Source organism: Methylomonas sp. BW4-1, from assembly GCF_052474385.1.
This window is the reverse complement of sequence record NZ_CP184125.1, coordinates 561,000-579,080: the sequence shown is the minus strand read 5'-3', so window position 1 is coordinate 579,080 and position 18,081 is coordinate 561,000. Positions and strand designations below refer to the sequence as shown.

Sequence of the window (18,081 nt, the reverse complement as noted above, 5' to 3'; positions counted from 1 at the left end):
CCGCATGCTAAACCGCACTAATCACCACGCCATCCGGCTTCAAGCTCAAGGTTAAGTCACCGCGCAATAAGCCCTGCAACTCCCGGCCGGCCATGTTGTAACGCCAGCCGTGCAACAACAAGCAATCCTCATCGCCGGACAGTAATTGCTCCAGATCCTTGCGGGTAGCCAAGATGATGGGATTCAGCGAGTTTTCCTCAGCACGGATTCTGACCACCGCGCTGAGTACATCCAGTATCGCTTCGTGCTGTTGGGTTTTCTTGCCGGCTTGATCCTTTTCGGCCAAGGGTTTGGGCGGACGTTGTTTGGCACTGTCGATCAATTCGCAAATCGTTTTGCCGTAACGATTGACGGTACGGTCGTTGATGTTGCGGATCTTGGCTAGATCGGCCAAGGTCACGGGTTGTAATTTGCCCAGTTCCAGCAGCAAATCGTCCTGCAACAACCAACTGCGCGGTTTGTTTTCTTGCTGAGCAGTACGTTCGCGCCATTCGGTGAGACTTTGCATGATGGATAATTGCTTGCCGGTCAGCTTGTTTTTGCCGCGAATCTTCAACCAGGCATTTTCCGGCGAGAGTTGGTACAGCTCCGGATCGTTCAACAGCGCAAAATCACTTTCCAGCCAATTTGCACGCCCTAACTTATCCAGTTGCTCACACATGATTTTGTAAATCTTGCACAGGTAAATCACATCGTCGGCGGCATACTGAATTTGATCCTGGCTCAAGGGCCGCTCCGACCAGTCGGTACGAGTATGCGCCTTGCTGAGATTGACGTTTAAAAAGCTGGATACCAGCATCGCATAACCCGGATTTTCCTGAAAACCCAGCAGCGGCGCGGCAATCTGCGTATCGAAAATCGGGCCCGGGATTTTGCCGGTAATCTGGTAAAAAATTTCCAGATCCTGCCGGCAGGAATGCAACACTTTGACAATATTGGGATTGTAAATCGCCTCTAACAGCGGCGTTAAATCGGCAATCGCTAACGGATCGACACAAGCCACCCAGCCCGGCGCGGCTATTTGCAGTAAACAAAACTTGGGGTAATAGGTTTTCTCGCGAAGAAATTCGGTATCCAGGGCGATCCAGGGCTCCTGGCTGATCAGTTGGCAAAGGCTATCGAGTTGATCCGGGCGGTTGATATATTGAATAGTCATAGTCGCTATGGCAATTAACAGGGCTTGCCGAAAAACGGCGTGACTGCGTATTTTAACCCGTCGGGGCCTTATTGACTGAAATATTCCGGCATTGGCCGACGCGATGCAAATCAGGAATTTTTCCTTTTTATTGCCGACAATGGAACCCCCGGCCCTGCTTGTTTACCATGCCGCTTTTGTTTTGTATTCTCAGGTAAATTTATGAAAAAAGTTGCGCTCGGCGTGCTGCCATTGCTCAGCATGCTGCCCTTAGCCGAAGCCATAGCCGCGGAAGTTGCGACCAATCTGGAGGAAGTGGAAGTTGTGGCGGTAACGCCTTTACAATTCGGCGGCGTCGATATCAATAAAATTCCGGCGAATGTGCAAACAGTGTCAGCCGAAAAATTGCAGGAAGCCCAAGCCCTGTCTTTGGCGGACTACATGAACCGCTATCTCGGCAGCGTCAACATCAACGATGCGCAAAACAACCCCTTGCAACCTGATGTGCAATACCGTGGCTTCAGCGCGTCCCCGCTGATGGGCTTGCCGCAAGGCCTGGCAACGTATGTCAACGGTATTCGTTTCAATGAACCGTTCGGCGATATGATCAACTGGGACTTAATCCCTAACGGCGCTATACAGAATATGAGCCTGCAACCGGCATCGAACCCGGCGTTTGGTTTGAATGCGCTGGGCGGCTCGATCAACATCAACACCAAGACCGGTTTCTCGGCGCCCGGCCACAGTTTCGAAGCCCAAGGCGGCTCCTGGGACCGCCATTCCGAAGAACTCACCAGCGGTTGGAACAACGGCACCTGGGGTTATTTCCTGGATGCCAAATATTTCAACGAAAAAGGCTGGCGCGCCCACTCCCCGAGCGAAGCCAAACAAGGCTTCGGCACCCTGAGTTGGCGCGGCGTCAAATCCAGCCTGGACTTAAGCATCGCCGGCAGCGACAACACCTTGCGCGGCAACGGCGCCCTTCCCCAGGAAATGCTGGCATTCGGCCGTGATCAAGTATTTACGCATCCCGACATTACCCGCAACCGGATGATGCTGGTGTCGCTGGCCGGCGATACCTGGCTGAACGACCACAATCAATTATCCGGCACGATGTATTACCGCCGGAATAAGATCGGCACCTATAATGGCGACGGGAGCGAATTTGGCGAATGTATTGATGAAGGCGCTGGCGAGGACAACTTTTTGTGCGCCGAATCCGGTGGCGAGTTGGACGATGAGGGCTTGTTCGATCTAGGCGGCAGTAATATAGCTGCCTCACCAGCGGTCGAGGGCGGCACCATCAACACTTCCAGCACGCTACAGCAATCGTTCGGCTTTGCCTTGCAAAATGCTTTCGACCACAAAATATTCGGCCGCAACAACCATCTGGTAGGCGGGGCCAGTTTCGACCACGGCAACGCCCGCTATCACGCCGACACCCAGCTGGGTTCGTTAACCGCTGATCGCGGGGTGTCAGGGGGCGGGGTATTGCTGCAAGACGCCCATGTCCGCCTGACTACGGAGACCGATCATTACGGCGTATTTTTAACCGACACCTATTCCTTGACCGACAAACTGGATCTGACCGTCTCCGGCCGTTACAACCAATCCCATATTAAACTGCGCGACCATGTCGGCGACGACCTGAATGGCTCGCACTCATTCGACCGCTTCAATCCGGCGGCGGGTCTGACCTACGCCTTCATGCCGGAATTGACCTTTTTCGGTAACTACAGCGAATCGTCGCGGGTGCCGACACCGATGGAGTTAAGCTGCGCCAACCCGGACGACCCTTGCCGTTTGCCGAATGCTTTCGTATCCGATCCGCCTCTCAAGCAAGTAGTCGCCAATACCTTCGAAACCGGGGTGCGCGGCCGGTTGAAAAACTTGCTGCCGGGCTACATGGACTGGAATTTGGCTTTATTCCGCACCATCAACAATAACGACATCATCTTCAAGAGCACCGGCGGTGTCGGCAGCAATGTCGGTTATTTCGACAATGTCGGCTCTACCTTACGCCAAGGTGTAGAAGTGGGATTGGCGGGTAATTTTTACGAGCGCTGGCGCTGGTCTAGCCATTACACCTATATCGATGCCAGCTTCGAAACGCCGTTTCTGGGCAGCAGCCCCAACAATCCGCTGGCGGATGGCGACGGCAATATCCAGGTACAGGCCGGCGACAAGCTACCCGGCATCCCAGCCCATCAGTTCAAGTTCAGCACCGACTTCGACATCGTCTCCGCCTGGACTCTGGGAATGGATATGAATTACAACAGCTCGCAATATCTGCGCGGCGACGAAGCCAATTTGACGGCCAAGCTGCCGGGATTCGTCGTATTTAATTTGCGTAGCGAATACCGCTTCAACAAAAACGTCGCGCTGTTCGGTAAAGTGAGCAATTTGTTCGACCGCCAATATGCCAATTTCGGCACCTGGGGCAATACCGGGGATGTACTTGACGGCGTGGGATTGCCAGGCGACCAACAAAGCCGCTTCGTTGGGGTCGGCGCACCGCGCGCCGCTTGGATAGGCATTCGCCTGACGATGTAGTCCAAACCTGGCCGCAGGAAAACGGCTGAAATTAGCCGTTTTCCTCGTCCAGCTGATTGTTGTTACGGGTTTGCCTGAATTTATTCGGTTTGATGCGTTTGATGTTGAGGCGATGCGGTCCTATGGACGCTTCGGTCAATAACTGAAAAATATCCGCCGGCATGCCGTCCGGTAACTCCACCAACGTATACGTATCGCGAATGTCGATCCTGCCAATGCGTTTTTTATCTACGCCGGACTCTTCGACCAATACCGCCTGAATATCGTCGCGGCTAACTTGGTGCTGGCTGCCGACGGCCAGGCGATAACGCACCATTTTGCCGTTTGCATGCGGACCGCGACTGTGAGGTTGCGGTAGAGGGACCAACAACCTGGGCTGCTGAGTATGAGTATGCGCGGGATACAGGTTTGGTTGGCTTAGGTAAACCAAGGCCGCGGCGCAAGTCAATAGGTCTATATCCAATTCGGCCGCTGTACGCTGAATCAGCTCCCGTTGCTGGGTCAGGTCTTCTTCGCTGACTATGCGCTGCAAGCGCCTTTTAAACTTATCTTCCTTACGACTTTCGGCAGAGAAAGCGTTCATAGTGCCTTACAATCTATCCAGATCGATTTCCACAAAAGCCTCGTCGCGCAAGCGCCGCAACCATAATTCGGTTTCTTCCTCGATTTTACGCTTACGGATTTCCTCGCGAATCTTGTCTTTTTTGAATTGCTCGCTGTTGTCCTGATTTTCGCGCCCCAAGACCTGAATCATGTGCCAACCGAACTGGGTTTGCACCGGCTGGCTAATCTCGTTAATCGCCAACTTGTTCATCGCTTCCTCAAAAGGCGGCACTAATGCGCCCGGACCCACCCAATCCAGCGAACCGCCGTTAATCGCCGAGCCTTTGTCGTCGGAATGCGCGCGCGCCAAATTGGCAAAATCGTCACCGTCATTAATCCGTTCTCTCAGCGCTATCAAACGCTTCTGCGCTTCGGCGTCGTCCACCAATTCATTGGTCTTGATCAGAATGTGCCTGACCTTGGTTTTGGTAACGATATGCTGTCCGGCACCCTCAGTTTCCAGCATTTTAATGATATGAAAACCGCTGGGACTGCGGATCGCTTCCGAGACATCGCCCTGGTTCATCGTCGTCACGACTTCCGTAAACAGGGATGGAATCTGGCCGATGCTGCGCCAACCCAGATCGCCGCCCTTCAAGGCGTTATCGTCGTCGGAGACACTAACCGCAACTTGTTTGAAATCCTTGCCGCCGCGTAATTCGGCGATGACTTGATCGGCCTTGTCCTTGGCTTTTTGAATCGCGGAGGCCGAAGCCGCTTCCGACACCGCGATCAGAATATGCCCTAAATGATACTGGGAATTGCTCTGGCCGGCTTTGCTCTGCGTTTCCATGTAATGCAACACTTCGGCATCGGTAACTTTGACCCGCGAACCGATTTCCCGGCCACGTAGCTGGTTGATGATAATTTCGTTGCGCAGATTATCTTCGAACGCTTTGTAGTCCATGCCTTGCTTGGCCAACTCGTTACGAAAACTTTCAACAGACAGGCCGTTCCGGCTGGCTATATCAGCAACTGAAGTACTGAGCATTTCATCGCTGACCTGTACGCCCGATTTAGCCGCCAGTTGCCGTTGCAACTTGTCAACCACCATGCGTTCCAACACCTGTTTGCGCAGCACATATTCGGGTGGCATCGTTACGTTGTTACTCCGCAATTTACTGACGATGGCCCCGACTTCGTTATTCAGTTCGCGTTCCAGAATCACATCTTCTTCCACCACCGCCACTATCCGGTCCAATACTTGGGCTTGACCCGGAGCCATATAAGCACCCAGGAGCAAACAGAAAATCACTATCCCTTTTTTAATCATGCGTTGCTTACTCAAAATAGCTGGCTTTGCGATAGCCTTTCAGGTTGGTTTGCAGGAAGGTATCGACATTGTCACCGAAGCTGGACAGACCTTTCAGTTCCAACTGTACGAAAAACGCCGTTTCCGGTTTGGTGCTAGGATCGATAAAGGCGATGGTATTGGCACCGTTGATAAAGCGCCTGCCCAGAATACGGAAGCGCCAGCAACAGTTTTCCCGCTCCACGCCAATGAAACTTTCCGTGGTTTTATCGAAATTCAAAGAGTACTGCCAGCGACCGAAGCCGTACCATTCGCCAAACAAAGGTAAGCGGAACGATACGTCGGTTTGCGAGATGGTTTGTAAGCTGTCCAAGGGGTTACGACGGTACCGATAGCCAAGGTTCACAATCTGGTTCGGTTGCATATTGTATTTTAACGCCACCTGGCCACGCGCGAAGCCGTTGGCTTCCGGATCCCATTGGGTACCGGTCATATACGACCAATGTTTGCTGAATTGGCCGCTCAGTTCTCCGACGAAATTGGAGGTATTACTGGTCTCAATCGGCTGCCCAGGCATCGTCACGGTTCTGTCCTGGAAATACATAATCTGCCCCAGACTGACTTTTAAAGGCTCCAAACCGGTATTGGAATCGATAAACCGCGAAACGGTGGCCAGCGTGATCTGATTGGCGTCCTGTATCCTGTCCCCACCGGCGAAACGGTTTTCCCGGAACAAGCTGTAAAAATTGGTATCGTACAGAGCGGTATCGAAGACCGGAATATTGCTTTGATCCTTGCGTGGGATGTACAGGTAGAAGGCCTGCGGCTCCAAGGTGTGCAGATACTGCGAACCACCGAAATTAAGGTCTTTTTCGAAATTCATGCCGCTGCTAACCGAGAAGATCGGCAAGGTCCGGCTAATAGTACTGGGCTGCCCGGCTAAGGTTTGGTTGCTCAATTGATACTGCGTGTATTGGCCGGTGATTTTCGGGATGAAATACCCGGCGCTACTTTCCAATGGCAAGCTGAGTGACGGGGCAATATTAATCCGCTGACCGTTAACCAGATCAGTGTGATAGAAATGGGTAAACTCGTTATTCATCGCCAGCGTAACCGGCAAACCTTCAAACGCATGCGCCACATTGAAATTGACGCGAGGCAGCATATCGTAGGGCATCGCGGCATCGGGAATGGTTTTATCCACCGATTGATAATGATATGCCCCTACCGACAAACCTAGAGCGGTGCCGGCAACAGCCCCGCCGTAACTCAGTAATGCGGTACTGGGCAAATAACTGGTATTTTGGAAACCCAAGGCATTATTCAAGTCGTTGAAATAGGTTTTGTCGGACACGTAGTTCAAATCCAACAAGGAATTTAAACCCGGCAACAAGGTAGATTGATCCTTCCAGCTTGCCGAGTAACGGGCCTTGTTGACCAATTGATCGTTGGGCATATATTCCGCAGAAAACGTACCTCTGGATATATCGGTCAGATAGCGGAATTTATTGCGTAACTGCTCACCACGCTTACTCATGTAACGCGGCGTGACAATATCGTCGAAGTTGGGGGCGATATTCCAATAAAACGGCACGGAAACGTCAAAACCGTTCCGTTGCGTACTACCCCAAGTTGGCGCCAACAGGCCCGACAGGCGGCGATTGTCGGTAGGGAAGGAAATATAAGGCGTGTACAACACCGGTACGCCTTTAAATTCCAGCCAGGCGTTTTTCGCTGAACCTTGTCCGCTGTCCCGGTTAATTTTCATCCGCGAAGCATGCACAATCCAGTCCTGATTGCCCGGCGCACAACTGGTAAACGCGGCATCGTTATAACGCGACAAGCCTTTACTCTCGCGATAAACCACCCCGGCGTTGCCGCGAAACGGCGCCTCCGCGACGATAAATTGCGCCTTGCGCAAGCGTGCTTCGTCTTTACCCAGGCTCAACGAGGCGGTCTCGCTGGAAAAAGCCAGCTGGTCTTCGCTGTATAACACGCTACCTTGTGCGTCCAAGGTCTCTGCAACCGTATCATAGCTGGCCTTGTCGGCAACCAAATGCTGATCCGCGCGCACCATATCCACATTACCGGCAAAATTAAGCACTTCGCCGTCGAACACTTCCGAAAAATCGGCATTAATATCGGTAGTTGCTGCATCGCGGACTTCGGCGGAGGTGGCTCTGATTTTGCGTTTTTTAGAACCCCACACTTCGCAGCTTTGCCAAGGATCTTTATCAAACTCGGCCCGTAAGGTTTGAAAATCCCGCTCTTGTTTGCGATCAAAGGTCGGCGTAAGCCAAGACGAACCGGACTCTTCACTGCCGCCGCCTTCGGCTACGACATGGGCCTCGCCTTTCGGATCGGCACCCACCAGATTACAGTTCCAACCGCTCTTATCATCACCGGTTTTGCAAGTCCAACCGGGCACTTTGCCGGTATTGGCATTGGCTGTCTCGGTTTTGGGCTCGACTTTTTCCAGCACCGGTTTTTGATTTTCAGTCACTTTAACCCGTAACTTTTGCGGCTCGGCAACAGCTTTTTCCACCGCCTTTTCGACCACCTTAACTTTTTCCGGCTCGGGTTCCGGTTTGACCGCTTGCTGAACCGGCGCGGGCACGACGGGAACAGGCGGCTGCGCGACTGTTTCCGGCTGGGCAGGCTTGGTTTGGGCGGGCGGGGTGGGTTTAATCACTTGCGGCTGAGCGGTTGGCTCGTTGCCAGCAGGTGTTTGATTTAGACAAGTCCATTCGCCATTTTTGGTTTGCTCACAATTCCACGCCGCATTATTGGCAGCAGAGGCGACGCCCGTAAAAAACAATAATGCTGAAGAAATTGTATAAAACCGATAATTCATGTCTTGGCGAATGCGGCTAAATTGACTTAGCGGAATGGAAATCGAATAAAATGCTCGTCATCATTTTACCTTAGGTTGACCCGCAATTAATAAAAATGTACGTTTCCAGCTCAGACCGCCGCTTGGCGGAGCTTGTCGATTGGCTCAATAACGACGTCGCGCTTGATATACAACAAATCACCCCTGCTTCCAGCGACGCTAGCTTTAGGCGATATTTCCGAGTTGAGCACCGGGACGGCTGCCACATTGCCATGGATGCACCACCGGACAAGGAAAATACCGAACCATTCGTACGCATCGCCGGATTGCTGAAACCGAGCGATATTCATATCCCGAATATCTATCAACAGAATAGCCGACAAGGTTTTCTGTTGCTGGAAGACTTAGGCTCCACAAGCTTTCTTGACCGCTTACAAACAGGCGATGCAGAACTGTTGTATCGACAAGCCATGGACAGCTTGTTCAAACTACAAACCGGCGTAAATCCGCTCGATTGCGGCTTGCCGGTTTACGACAGCGCTCTGCTACTGCGGGAACTCGGTATTTTTTACGAATGGTTTTTGGAAAATCTACTGGGCATTACGATTCCCCATACGCTCGCGACATCTCTCAACGCTATCTTGATCGATTCGGCACTTGAACAGCCGCAAGTCTGCGTGCACCGCGACTTCCATTCGCGCAACCTGATGGTGCTGGAACACAACTCACCGGGCGTTATCGACTTTCAAGACGCCGTCGTCGGCCCTATCAGCTACGATTTGGTGTCGCTGCTGCGCGACTGTTACATCGCTTGGCCCGAACAGCAAGTCATCAGCTGGGCCCAGCAATATCATCAACGCCTGTTGTCAGCCGGACTGCTGAAAGCCGATTTCAATCAATTCAAACGCTGGTTCGATCTGATGGGCATGCAGCGTCACCTGAAAGCCGTCGGCATTTTCGCCAGACTGCATCTGCGCGATGGAAAATCCGATTATTTGGCCGACATTCCGCGCACCCTGGCTTATATCACCAGGGTTTGCGAGCTCTATCCCGAGTTAACCGAGATGAAGAGGTTTCTGCAAGAACAGATGCTGCCGCGTGTCGAGGCATCTGCATGAAGGCAATGATTTTAGCGGCCGGGCGCGGCGAAAGAATGCGGCCTTTGACCGACCACACCCCCAAACCCTTATTGAAAGCCGCCGGTAAGGCGCTGATTGAATACACCCTGGAAAACCTGGCACACGCCGGCTTTACCGAAATCGTCATCAACATCGCCCATCTAGGCGGGCAGATTAAAGACTATTGCGAAAGCGGTAAGCGCTGGAATGTTTCGATTGAGTATTCAGATGAAGGCGAAACCGCGCTGGAAACCGCCGGAGGCATTGCCAAGGCCCTGCCTTTGCTGAGCAATGAGCCGTTCCTGGTGCTTAACGCCGACATTATTTGCGATTATCCCTTGGTCAACTTGCGAACCCAAGCCATTGATCTGGCTCACCTGGTGATGATCAATAATCCGCCGCATCATCCGGAAGGTGACTTTTCGCTGAATGCCGACGGTGTATTGTCGGAACAAGGCTTGAACAAACTCACCTTCAGCGGTATCGGCGTTTATCACCCCAAGCTGTTTGCCAACATCCCGGTCGCGCCGTTAAAACTGAGACCGGTGTTAAACCAAGCCATGCAACAACAGCGGATTAGCGGCGAGAAATTTTCCGGCCTGTGGATGGACATAGGCACACCGGAACGCTTAGCAGCGCTGGGTGAACAACATGCGCGCCTCAGCGGCAGACATGCCGAGGATGGCATGTATTAGAACGGTTTGACGACGGCCAGCAAGACTATGGCGACTAAGAACAATACCGGAATCTCGTTGATCCAGCGGAAATACACATGCGAATGCCGGTTGCGATCATGCTTGAAATCCAGCAGCCACTTGCCGCAAAACACATGGTAAACCACCAGCAAGCCCAACAAACCCAACTTTAGATGTAGCCAACCGCTGCCGGCATATAGCATCCAGGCATAATCGCCCAACATCCACACACCAAAGATAAAGGTACAAATCATGCCGGGCGTCATGATACCATAGTACAGTTTGCGTTCCATGACTTTGAAGCGCTCGTTGCTGATACTGTCGTCGCTCATTGCGTGATAAACAAATAACCTGGGCAAATAAAACAAGCCGGCAAACCAGGTCACCATAAAAATCAAATGTAAGGCTTTTAACCAGAGCATGAGGTTCCCGAGACTGACTAACGTAAAATTTCGGTGGTCACCGGCGCGGGCATGCCCGGTAACGCGGTGGGAGGCGCGACAATCAACACCCGATTACTGTTTTGTTGCGCTTGTCTTTCCAAAGCTGCCGCCTGGCGTTGTTCCGCTTCAACTTGCTGCTGCTGAGCAATCGCACTTTGCTTTAGGGCATTTGTCGATTCGGTTTGGTTTTTCAGTATCGCATCGCGTCTTTCAGCTTCCAGCTTGGCAGCTTTGGCAGCTTCCTGTTCGTTTTGCAGGGCTTCCAGCTTGGCTTTGGCCGCTGCCTCTTGTGCTTCATTGGCTTGAATATCCAACTGCACAGTTTTATCGCTGGTTTGGCAAGGTTTGGCCTGATAAATGGTTTTGCCGTCCTTGCCGATACATTTAAATACCTCCGCGCTTGCCGAGTGATAACTCAGAACCATCGCCAGCAAAATTAACACCCTCATCGCACACCTCGCCAAAACGCCATTTGCTCGGGCCATAGTTTAGGGTAAAAATTCAGTCTGTTTTCAATAGTTAGGAAAAATCCTTGTGCCAAAATAGCTTATGTCGTTTTCCGGCTAGTCAAATCGATTAGGTCCCCAGATCTTGCTCGGTCATCTCCGCCAACGCATCGCGATGTTCGCGGCGAATTAACATTAGGTTTCTGGCATACACAAAAGTACCGGGTAATTGACCCAGGATAATCACGGGATCCACACGGTGAATACCGTAAGCCAACACAATGACCCCACCCGATAAACTGAAATACCAAAAACTCACCGGGATCATGCTCTTCTGGTGCCGCTCGCTGTGTATCCATTGCACGATAAAACGCATCATGAACAAGGTCTGACCCACCAAACCGATGCTAAGCCAAATGATGTCATTCGAGTCCATGATAGATAAATGGTGCTGCCATTTATCCGCCAAATGCGTAAAAAAATAAACGATTCCATTTTCCATGTTAACGACTCCTAAAATACGCCGGAACAAACGGGTTGAACCAGCAACTAGCCACGCTGAATCTCGCTGACAATCGGCAGGCTATGGCGTTTTTTCAACCAAACCACGCCCAGCAAGTCGACGATACCAACCAGCGCCCGATCCAAGGTTCCATACTTCGACGTGCCGAAATTTCTCGGCCTATGATTGACTTTTACGGAAATGACATTTCCCCCGGCCATTCTGATCAACGCCGGCAAGAAACGGTGAATATGATCAAAATACGGTAAGGCCAAAAACTTATCGCGCAGGAATAACTTCAAGCCGCAACCGGTATCCGGCGTGGCGTCATGCAAAATTGACTGCCGCACCGCGTTGGCAAACTTAGAGGAAAACTTGCGCCAACCGGTATCGTTGCGCTTATGCCGAAAGCCGGCCAGCATCCACAATTGGCTGTCGTTTTGCTCGCGCCAGGCCGCGACCAGATGGGGTATATCGGCCGGATCGTTCTGGCCGTCGCCGTCCAAGGTGGCAATCCATGGGTAGCGCGCTGCCGAAACGCCGGTATGCACGGCACGGCTTTGTCCGCAACTGCGTTGATGTGTCAGCACGCGCAGAGTCGGATATTGCTGCATTGCACCTTGCAGTTTTAGGCCAGTGTCATCGGTACTACCGTCGTCCACAAAAATCATTTCATAGGTTTCCCCATCGCCCAGCGCACGATGGATTTCCTCGATCAGCAATTCGACATTGTCCGTTTCATTGTGAACGGGGACTACTACAGAAATCTTCATATCTAGGTAAAAGTTGAAAAAGTTGTGAATTGTATCAAACGCTTATACACGGATAAGAATTTTGTACAGGTTTAAGTTATAGGGGCTTGACGTCAGCAGCCTGCCCCGCGCGCCGAAATACCACCCAATATTCCCGATGCGGCTGTAGGTATACGGCATCGCTAGGCTGGTTTTTTTCCAGGGAAATCAGGTAACCGTCAGCATGCTGTGCCGCCCAATCGGCAAGCCGTTCAGCAGGTAAAACCGGCAGCGGCTGGGTTAATCGCCCCAGGAAATTGAATTGCCCTTGGTAATTGCCAACGTAGACATAAGGAATATGCTGATCGTTAAAGCTTTTCACTTTTAACGCAGCGGGTTGCAGGTCGTATGCCGGGCCGGCATAACGAAAGAAAAATATAAATCCGACAAAAATTGCCGCCACCAATGCAGTCGAGACTGCCGCAACCGACAACTTGCGCTTAATCCAAACCAATAGCGCCAACATCATGGCAATAGCCAACACACTCAAACCCCATGCCGGCTGCACAGTCTGGACCCAGTTCAATTTCGACAAACCCGGTACCTTGGGCAGATAAACTAAAAACACCCCGATTGCGCCGAACAGCAATGGCAGCAACCACTCGCCGCCCAATCTCGGCTTTTGGGTATTCGCCACCACCCTGGCTACCAACAACGCAAACGCCGGTAACATCGGAATCAAATAATGAATTTGCTTGCTGGGCAATAACGAAAACGCCACAAAGGTTGATACCAGCCAAACCAGACAAAAGCGCAGACCGTTATCATTAAAAAATCGGCTGCCGCGCAAACTGCCCCAGAAATGCGGCCAGAACAACCAGGGGAACAAAAACATCGGTAAAAAAGGCAGATACCAAAACAGCGAACGGGTATGGATTTTGGTGCTGACTGCGCGATCAGCGGTCTGATGCCACAATATCGCGTTGGCGTATTGCTCGCCACCGGCAATGGCAGCCGGAATCGCCCAAACCAGGGCTATCGCGACTCCAATCAAGGCCGCGATCAACAAGCCAGCAAACCAGCGACTGAACACAATCGAACGCGGAGCCCAAACAACAACCAAAATTGCGGTAGGGATTAGATGCAAAAAAACCACAGGCCCTTTACTTAGAATACCGAACCCCACTGCTGCCGCAACCAGTACCCAACCCTTGCGCTCATCGCCTTGCACAACCTCCAGCAAGCCGAGCATTCCCAACAGCACCCAGCTAGTCAGCAGAATATCAAACATGATAGACGTGGCGAATAAGGTCCACAGCAAGGTTGCAATCAAGACCCACGGCGCAGCCATTGCTACCGCAGTTTGCTCCGGCCAAAGTTTTTCCGCCAATTTTCGCGTCAGCAACAGATTTGCCAAAGCAGCCAACGGCCCGACCAAACTCGGCCACCACTGATTAACGCCGAATACCCACCACCCGGCCTGAATCAGCCAAAATAATAAAGGCGGTTTATGGCTGTAGGTTTCGCCATTCAAATACGGCACCAGGAAGTCGCCGCGCAGCCACATCTCCCAAGCCACACTGAGATAGCGCGTTTCATCGATGGGAATGGTCGAGCGAAAATAAACGCTTGTGGACAACAGCAGCCAAAGCGGCACAATGCCCCAGCGGTAAATCAGTTTATCGGGTATGGTCATTTTTCGAGAAAATATTGATCCGGGCACTGGACATCCAAGCGACCAGAATCACGCCAGCGTTATGACACAAGATTAAGCCAATTTCATGCCAACACTATTTCAGTCGGCAACGCCCGACACACCTCAAGATGATATAAAAAAGCAAGAGGATCGGTTGAAACAAACCACTAAGCGGGTTGAATTGCCCCATTAATCATAAGGAATCAGGCGACGACTAAGCGCCACGACAAACTCTCGCCAGCCCGTAACGGTGTAATAGTGCCACCCGTATCGGCATACGCTTCCGGTACCATCCAGGCTTGCTTTTCTAAAGTAACGCTCGCGGAATTGTGCGGCAAACCGTAAAAATCCGCACCATAAAAACTGGCGAAGCCTTCCAGCTTGTCCAGTGCGCCAACCTGCTCGAAGGCTTCGGCATACAATTCCAATGCCGCATGCGCGCTGTAACAACCGGCGCAACCGCAGCTATTTTCCTTCAACCCAGTTAAATGCGGCGCACTATCGGTACCAAGGAAAAATTTGGGATTAGCGCTGGTAGCCGCATTTATCAGGGCTTGGCGATGATGCTCGCGCTTTAAGATAGGCAAACAATAGAAATGCGGACGAATACCGCCCGCCAAAATGGCATTGCGGTTATAGAGCAAATGCTGCGGGGTAATAGTCGCGGCGATATTCTCGGATGCAGCTTCGACAAATTGTACCGCTTCCTGGGTCGTCAAATGCTCTACAACGATGCGTAGTGCCGGAAATTGCCGGGTAATCTTGCTTAGCTTGTTATCGATAAACAGTTTTTCGCGGTCAAAAATATCGTATTCCGCATCCGTCACTTCGCCGTGGAGTAATAGTGGTACGCCGTATTGCTCCATCGCCGTAAATAAAGGATAAGCCGCTTCAATGTCGGCGACTCCGGCATCGGAATTGGTGGTTGCTCCGGCCGGATATAGCTTGAAGGCATGAACATGCTCGGCATCGGCCACCTTTTTGATTTCCTCAACGGAGGTACTTGCCGTTAGATACAAAGTCATCAAAGGCTGAAACGTGGACTCTCGCGGCAAAGCTGCCAAAATTTCCTGCCTGTAAAGCAAAGCCTGAGCGACCGTTGTGACTGGAGGTTTCAGATTCGGCATGATAATAGCGCGACCGAACTGCCTAGCCGTATGACCTATCACGGTTTTTAAAATACTGCCGGTCCTGACGTGCAAATGCCAATCGTCGGGTTGGCGGATGGTCAATTTATCCATAATCTCCGGGCGTTTTCATTTAAAATAGCCAGTTATTCTAACATTAAGGGCCTTGAAAAATTAAAACCCCGCCCTTAGTAAGCCGATTTAAACACTTTCAACTGGAGAAGCAGATGCCTATTTACGAATACCAATGCAATGCTTGCGGACATGAACACGAAGCCCTGCAAAAACTGGGTGCCGAGCCCTTAATCGTTTGCCCGGCCTGCAATGAAGCGGAATTAAAAAAGAAAATTTCCGCAGCGGGATTTCGTTTGAAAGGCGGCGGCTGGTACGAAACCGATTTTAAAAGTGGCACCAAGAAAAACGTCGCCGGCGAAAACAAAGCCCCCGAAAAAGCCAGCAGTTGCAGCGGCTGCCCCAACCATAACCATTAGGAATCTCATGGTAACTGCCAGTTTTCCGAAACGACTGGCACTTCCTAATTTTTACCTATCCCCGTATTTTGATTAACCCGAGAACAACTATGCGTAGCCACAAGTGTGGAGAATTGAACACCCAACATTTAGGTCAAACCGTTGCCCTGTGCGGCTGGGTCCATCGTCGCCGCGACCACGGCGGCGTTATTTTTATCGACTTGAGAGACCGCGCCGGCCTGGTGCAAGTGGTGTTCGATCCCGATATGGCCGAAAGCTTTGCGATTGCCGAACACGTGCGCAGTGAATATGTACTGCGTATCGAAGGCATCGTCCGCGACCGCCCTGAAGGCACGCATAACCCGAACATGTCCACCGGCCAAATCGAAGTACTGGGTAAGCATATCGAAGTATTGAACGAGTCGGAAACCCCGCCGTTCCCGTTGGAGAGCGATATCGAAGTCAACGAAGAGACCCGCCTGCGTTTCCGTTACATCGATCTGCGCCGCACCGCGATGCAGCAAAAAATGAAAGTGCGCCGCGACGTCACCCGCAACCTACGTCAATATCTGGACGATCACGAGTTTTTCGAAATCGAAACCCCTTATTTGACCAAGGCAACCCCGGAAGGTGCGCGCGATTACATCGTCCCAAGCAGGACCCACCAGAACTCATTCTTCGCCTTGCCGCAATCGCCTCAACTTTACAAACAATTGCTGATGATTGCCGGCATGGACCGTTACTACCAGGTAGTACGTTGCTTCCGCGACGAAGATTTGCGTGCTGATCGCCAGCCGGAATTTACCCAGCTGGATATCGAAACTTCGTTCATGAATGAACAAGAGATCATGGCGGTGATGGAAGAAATGATTCGTCGCTTGTTCAAGGATATTATCGACGTGGATTTGGGCGACAAATTCCCGGTCATGAGTTATGCCGAAGCCATGAATCGTTACGGTTCGGACCGTCCGGACCTGCGTATCCCGCTGGAACTGGTAGATATCGCAGAGGAAATGAAAGGCGTGGATTTCAAAGTCTTCTCCGGCCCCGCCAACGATCCAAACGGCCGCGTCGTGGCAATGAAATTGCCTGAAGGCGGCGACTTGAGCCGTAGCGTGATCGACGAACTCACCAAGTTCGTCGGCATCTACGGTGCTAAAGGCTTGGCTTATATCAAAGTCAACGACTTGGCGGCCGGCGTCGAAGGCTTGCAATCGCCTATCGTCAAATTCGCTCCGGCTGAGGTCTGGGCCAAGGTAATGGAAAAAGTCGGTGCGCACAATGGCGATTTGATTTTCTTCGGTGCCGACAAAACCGGCATCGTCAACGAAGCGATGGGCGCCTTGCGGGTTAAATTGGGATTGGACCGCAACCTGTTGACCGGACCTTGGAAACCCTTGTGGGTCGTGGATTTCCCAATGTTTGCCTGGGACGAAAAAGCCCAACGCTTTACAGCTATCCATCACCCGTTCACCGCGCCGAGCTGCTCGGTGGAAGATTTGGTCGCTAATCCTGGTACGGCATTGTCGCGCGCTTACGATTTGGTGCTGAACGGCACCGAAGTCGGCGGCGGCTCGATCCGGATCAACCGCACCGCGATGCAGCAAACCGTATTCGACATTCTGGGTATTGGCCACGAAGAAGCCCGCGAAAAATTCGGCTTCCTTTTGGATGCCTTGAAATACGGTGCACCGCCCCACGGCGGTATCGCCTTTGGTTTGGACCGCTTGGTCATGTTGATGACCGGAGCCAGCTCGATCCGCGATGTGATCGCGTTCCCGAAAACCCAAACTGCCGCATGCCCGTTATTCAATGCACCGGCATTGGTCAGCGAAGAACAATTGAAAGAATTGGGCATCAGGTTGCGTAACCCTGCCGGCAAAACCGAAAAGCAGGATTAAAATAAATCTGAGGGCGGGCTAACTTGTCCGCCCTTTGTTCTTGTTAAGCTTGCCACCTGCGATACCTTAGCAAGCAGTGAACCAAGGTCTTGATATACGTCAAAAAAGCCCACCAAATACTCGTTGACTTTTTTTGCCAAATTGATAAGTTAATCACGCTATTTTTATTAAATAACAGATCCCGGTTGCGGATCTTCGCATGGCATAGGGATTACCGCCCAACACTCCGAATGAGGAGGGGGATGCTATGAATAAAATAACTCCACATCTACTTCGCGATTTGAACGCCACTCTTCCTGAGGGTGCAGAGTGCTATCTGTGCGGCACAGTCAGAAGAGCGCTACACAGTTACCGCAAGGGTCGCGAACCCGTGGCCTACCTAGACAAAGATCACGCTCTAGCGGTGCTGGCGCATCGCCTTGGCCGCGGCCTTAGACGTTTTTTCGTAGACGACATACAAACAGCGCTAGATGCCGCAGACCACCCGGACCAGCAAAAAAGCTCGCTCAGACTGGCCCTACTAAACAAATCGATTAATCGTTTTTAGGGACACCTACCGACTACATCCCCCTTCGG

General features: G+C 51.8%; 16 protein-coding genes. 6 read left to right on the top strand and 10 right to left on the bottom strand.

Annotation, left to right across the window (positions count from 1 at the left end):
- Window positions 1-7: 7 nt before the first annotated feature.
- Entirely contained in the window at window positions 8-1,156 is a 1,149-nt protein-coding gene (gene rnd / locus ACH5Y9_RS02590) for a ribonuclease D (protein WP_205450934.1), read from the bottom strand.
- Window positions 1,157-1,357: 201 nt separating this feature from the next.
- Here rnd and ACH5Y9_RS02585 point away from each other — a divergent pair, with 201 nt between their 5' ends.
- On the top strand, window positions 1,358-3,688 hold the full coding sequence (locus tag ACH5Y9_RS02585; protein WP_445368402.1) for a TonB-dependent receptor: 2,331 nt from the start codon (window positions 1,358-1,360) through the stop codon (window positions 3,686-3,688).
- A 31-nt stretch (window positions 3,689-3,719) separates the two neighbouring features.
- Here ACH5Y9_RS02585 and ACH5Y9_RS02580 read toward each other — a convergent pair whose 3' ends face one another.
- The 3 genes from ACH5Y9_RS02580 to lptD are packed head-to-tail and all read right to left on the bottom strand — an operon-like array spanning window position 3,720 to window position 8,397.
- Window positions 3,720-4,271, bottom strand: a complete 552-nt coding sequence (locus tag ACH5Y9_RS02580) for a DbpA RNA binding domain-containing protein (protein WP_319962200.1) — start codon at window positions 4,269-4,271, stop codon at window positions 3,720-3,722.
- A gap of 6 nt (window positions 4,272-4,277) precedes the next feature.
- On the bottom strand, window positions 4,278-5,564 hold the full coding sequence (locus tag ACH5Y9_RS02575; protein ID WP_319962199.1) for a peptidylprolyl isomerase: 1,287 nt from the start codon (window positions 5,562-5,564) through the stop codon (window positions 4,278-4,280).
- A gap of 7 nt (window positions 5,565-5,571) precedes the next feature.
- Window positions 5,572-8,397: an LPS assembly protein LptD gene (gene lptD / locus ACH5Y9_RS02570; protein ID WP_445368401.1), complete on the bottom strand. Its 2,826-nt coding sequence runs from the start codon at window positions 8,395-8,397 to the stop codon at window positions 5,572-5,574.
- 95 nt (window positions 8,398-8,492) lie between these two features.
- On the opposite strand from lptD, the gene ACH5Y9_RS02565 reads away from it, so the two are divergent.
- Window positions 8,493-9,494 carry an aminoglycoside phosphotransferase family protein gene (locus tag ACH5Y9_RS02565; protein ID WP_445368400.1) on the top strand — a complete coding sequence of 334 codons (1,002 nt, stop codon included), beginning with the start codon at window positions 8,493-8,495 and terminating at the stop codon, window positions 9,492-9,494.
- A complete protein-coding gene (murU, locus tag ACH5Y9_RS02560; protein WP_445368399.1) occupies window positions 9,491-10,189 on the top strand; it encodes an N-acetylmuramate alpha-1-phosphate uridylyltransferase MurU in 699 nt (232 codons plus the stop codon). The genes ACH5Y9_RS02565 and murU overlap by 4 nt, the downstream gene beginning before the upstream one ends.
- Here murU and hemJ read toward each other — a convergent pair.
- The 6 genes from hemJ to pyrC form a co-directional block, all read right to left on the bottom strand.
- Complete coding sequence (hemJ, locus tag ACH5Y9_RS02555; protein WP_445368398.1) at window positions 10,186-10,611, bottom strand: protoporphyrinogen oxidase HemJ; 426 nt, start codon at window positions 10,609-10,611, stop codon at window positions 10,186-10,188. The two genes, murU and hemJ, sit on opposite strands and share 4 nt — an antisense overlap.
- Before the next feature lie 17 nt (window positions 10,612-10,628).
- Window positions 10,629-11,081 carry a DUF4124 domain-containing protein gene (locus ACH5Y9_RS02550; protein WP_205450955.1) on the bottom strand — a complete coding sequence of 151 codons (453 nt, stop codon included), beginning with the start codon at window positions 11,079-11,081 and terminating at the stop codon, window positions 10,629-10,631.
- Between the two features lie 127 nt (window positions 11,082-11,208).
- Entirely contained in the window at window positions 11,209-11,580 is a 372-nt protein-coding gene (locus ACH5Y9_RS02545) for a lipid-A-disaccharide synthase N-terminal domain-containing protein (RefSeq protein ID WP_445368397.1), read from the bottom strand.
- Between the two features lie 47 nt (window positions 11,581-11,627).
- Window positions 11,628-12,353: a glycosyltransferase family 2 protein gene (locus ACH5Y9_RS02540; RefSeq protein WP_033155519.1), complete on the bottom strand. Its 726-nt coding sequence runs from the start codon at window positions 12,351-12,353 to the stop codon at window positions 11,628-11,630.
- Window positions 12,354-12,429: 76 nt separating this feature from the next.
- Window positions 12,430-14,007, bottom strand: coding sequence for an ArnT family glycosyltransferase (locus tag ACH5Y9_RS02535; RefSeq protein WP_445368396.1), 1,578 nt, complete (start codon window positions 14,005-14,007; stop codon window positions 12,430-12,432).
- Window positions 14,008-14,210: 203 nt separating this feature from the next.
- A complete protein-coding gene (pyrC, locus tag ACH5Y9_RS02530; protein ID WP_445368395.1) occupies window positions 14,211-15,248 on the bottom strand; it encodes a dihydroorotase in 1,038 nt (345 codons plus the stop codon).
- A 113-nt stretch (window positions 15,249-15,361) separates the two neighbouring features.
- Here pyrC and ACH5Y9_RS02525 point away from each other — a divergent pair, with 113 nt between their 5' ends.
- From ACH5Y9_RS02525 to ACH5Y9_RS02515, 3 genes are all read left to right on the top strand, one after another.
- Complete coding sequence (locus ACH5Y9_RS02525) at window positions 15,362-15,625, top strand: FmdB family zinc ribbon protein (protein ID WP_445368394.1); 264 nt, start codon at window positions 15,362-15,364, stop codon at window positions 15,623-15,625.
- Window positions 15,626-15,714: 89 nt separating this feature from the next.
- Window positions 15,715-17,505: an aspartate--tRNA ligase gene (gene aspS, locus ACH5Y9_RS02520; RefSeq protein ID WP_445368393.1), complete on the top strand. Its 1,791-nt coding sequence runs from the start codon at window positions 15,715-15,717 to the stop codon at window positions 17,503-17,505.
- 247 nt (window positions 17,506-17,752) lie between these two features.
- Entirely contained in the window at window positions 17,753-18,052 is a 300-nt protein-coding gene (locus ACH5Y9_RS02515; RefSeq protein ID WP_445368392.1) for a hypothetical protein, read from the top strand.
- Window positions 18,053-18,081: the final 29 nt, after the last annotated feature.

What these genes read in the sequence shown, in the direction of transcription:
- pyrC (WP_445368395.1), bottom strand. Translation starts at nt 15,248, where the DNA reads ATGGATAAATTGACCATCCGCCAACCCGACGATTGGCATTTGCACGTC.
- lptD (WP_445368401.1), bottom strand. Translation starts at nt 8,397, where the DNA reads ATGAATTATCGGTTTTATACAATTTCTTCAGCATTATTGTTTTTTACG.
- ACH5Y9_RS02575 (WP_319962199.1), bottom strand. Translation starts at nt 5,564, where the DNA reads ATGATTAAAAAAGGGATAGTGATTTTCTGTTTGCTCCTGGGTGCTTAT.
- ACH5Y9_RS02580 (WP_319962200.1), bottom strand. Translation starts at nt 4,271, where the DNA reads ATGAACGCTTTCTCTGCCGAAAGTCGTAAGGAAGATAAGTTTAAAAGG.
- rnd (WP_205450934.1), bottom strand. Translation starts at nt 1,156, where the DNA reads ATGACTATTCAATATATCAACCGCCCGGATCAACTCGATAGCCTTTGC.
- ACH5Y9_RS02545 (WP_445368397.1), bottom strand. Translation starts at nt 11,580, where the DNA reads ATGGAAAATGGAATCGTTTATTTTTTTACGCATTTGGCGGATAAATGG.
- ACH5Y9_RS02565 (WP_445368400.1), top strand. Translation starts at nt 8,493, where the DNA reads ATGTACGTTTCCAGCTCAGACCGCCGCTTGGCGGAGCTTGTCGATTGG.
- aspS (WP_445368393.1), top strand. Translation starts at nt 15,715, where the DNA reads ATGCGTAGCCACAAGTGTGGAGAATTGAACACCCAACATTTAGGTCAA.
- ACH5Y9_RS02540 (WP_033155519.1), bottom strand. Translation starts at nt 12,353, where the DNA reads ATGAAGATTTCTGTAGTAGTCCCCGTTCACAATGAAACGGACAATGTC.
- ACH5Y9_RS02525 (WP_445368394.1), top strand. Translation starts at nt 15,362, where the DNA reads ATGCCTATTTACGAATACCAATGCAATGCTTGCGGACATGAACACGAA.
- hemJ (WP_445368398.1), bottom strand. Translation starts at nt 10,611, where the DNA reads ATGCTCTGGTTAAAAGCCTTACATTTGATTTTTATGGTGACCTGGTTT.
- ACH5Y9_RS02535 (WP_445368396.1), bottom strand. Translation starts at nt 14,007, where the DNA reads ATGACCATACCCGATAAACTGATTTACCGCTGGGGCATTGTGCCGCTT.
- ACH5Y9_RS02515 (WP_445368392.1), top strand. Translation starts at nt 17,753, where the DNA reads ATGAATAAAATAACTCCACATCTACTTCGCGATTTGAACGCCACTCTT.
- murU (WP_445368399.1), top strand. Translation starts at nt 9,491, where the DNA reads ATGAAGGCAATGATTTTAGCGGCCGGGCGCGGCGAAAGAATGCGGCCT.
- ACH5Y9_RS02585 (WP_445368402.1), top strand. Translation starts at nt 1,358, where the DNA reads ATGAAAAAAGTTGCGCTCGGCGTGCTGCCATTGCTCAGCATGCTGCCC.
- ACH5Y9_RS02550 (WP_205450955.1), bottom strand. Translation starts at nt 11,081, where the DNA reads ATGAGGGTGTTAATTTTGCTGGCGATGGTTCTGAGTTATCACTCGGCA.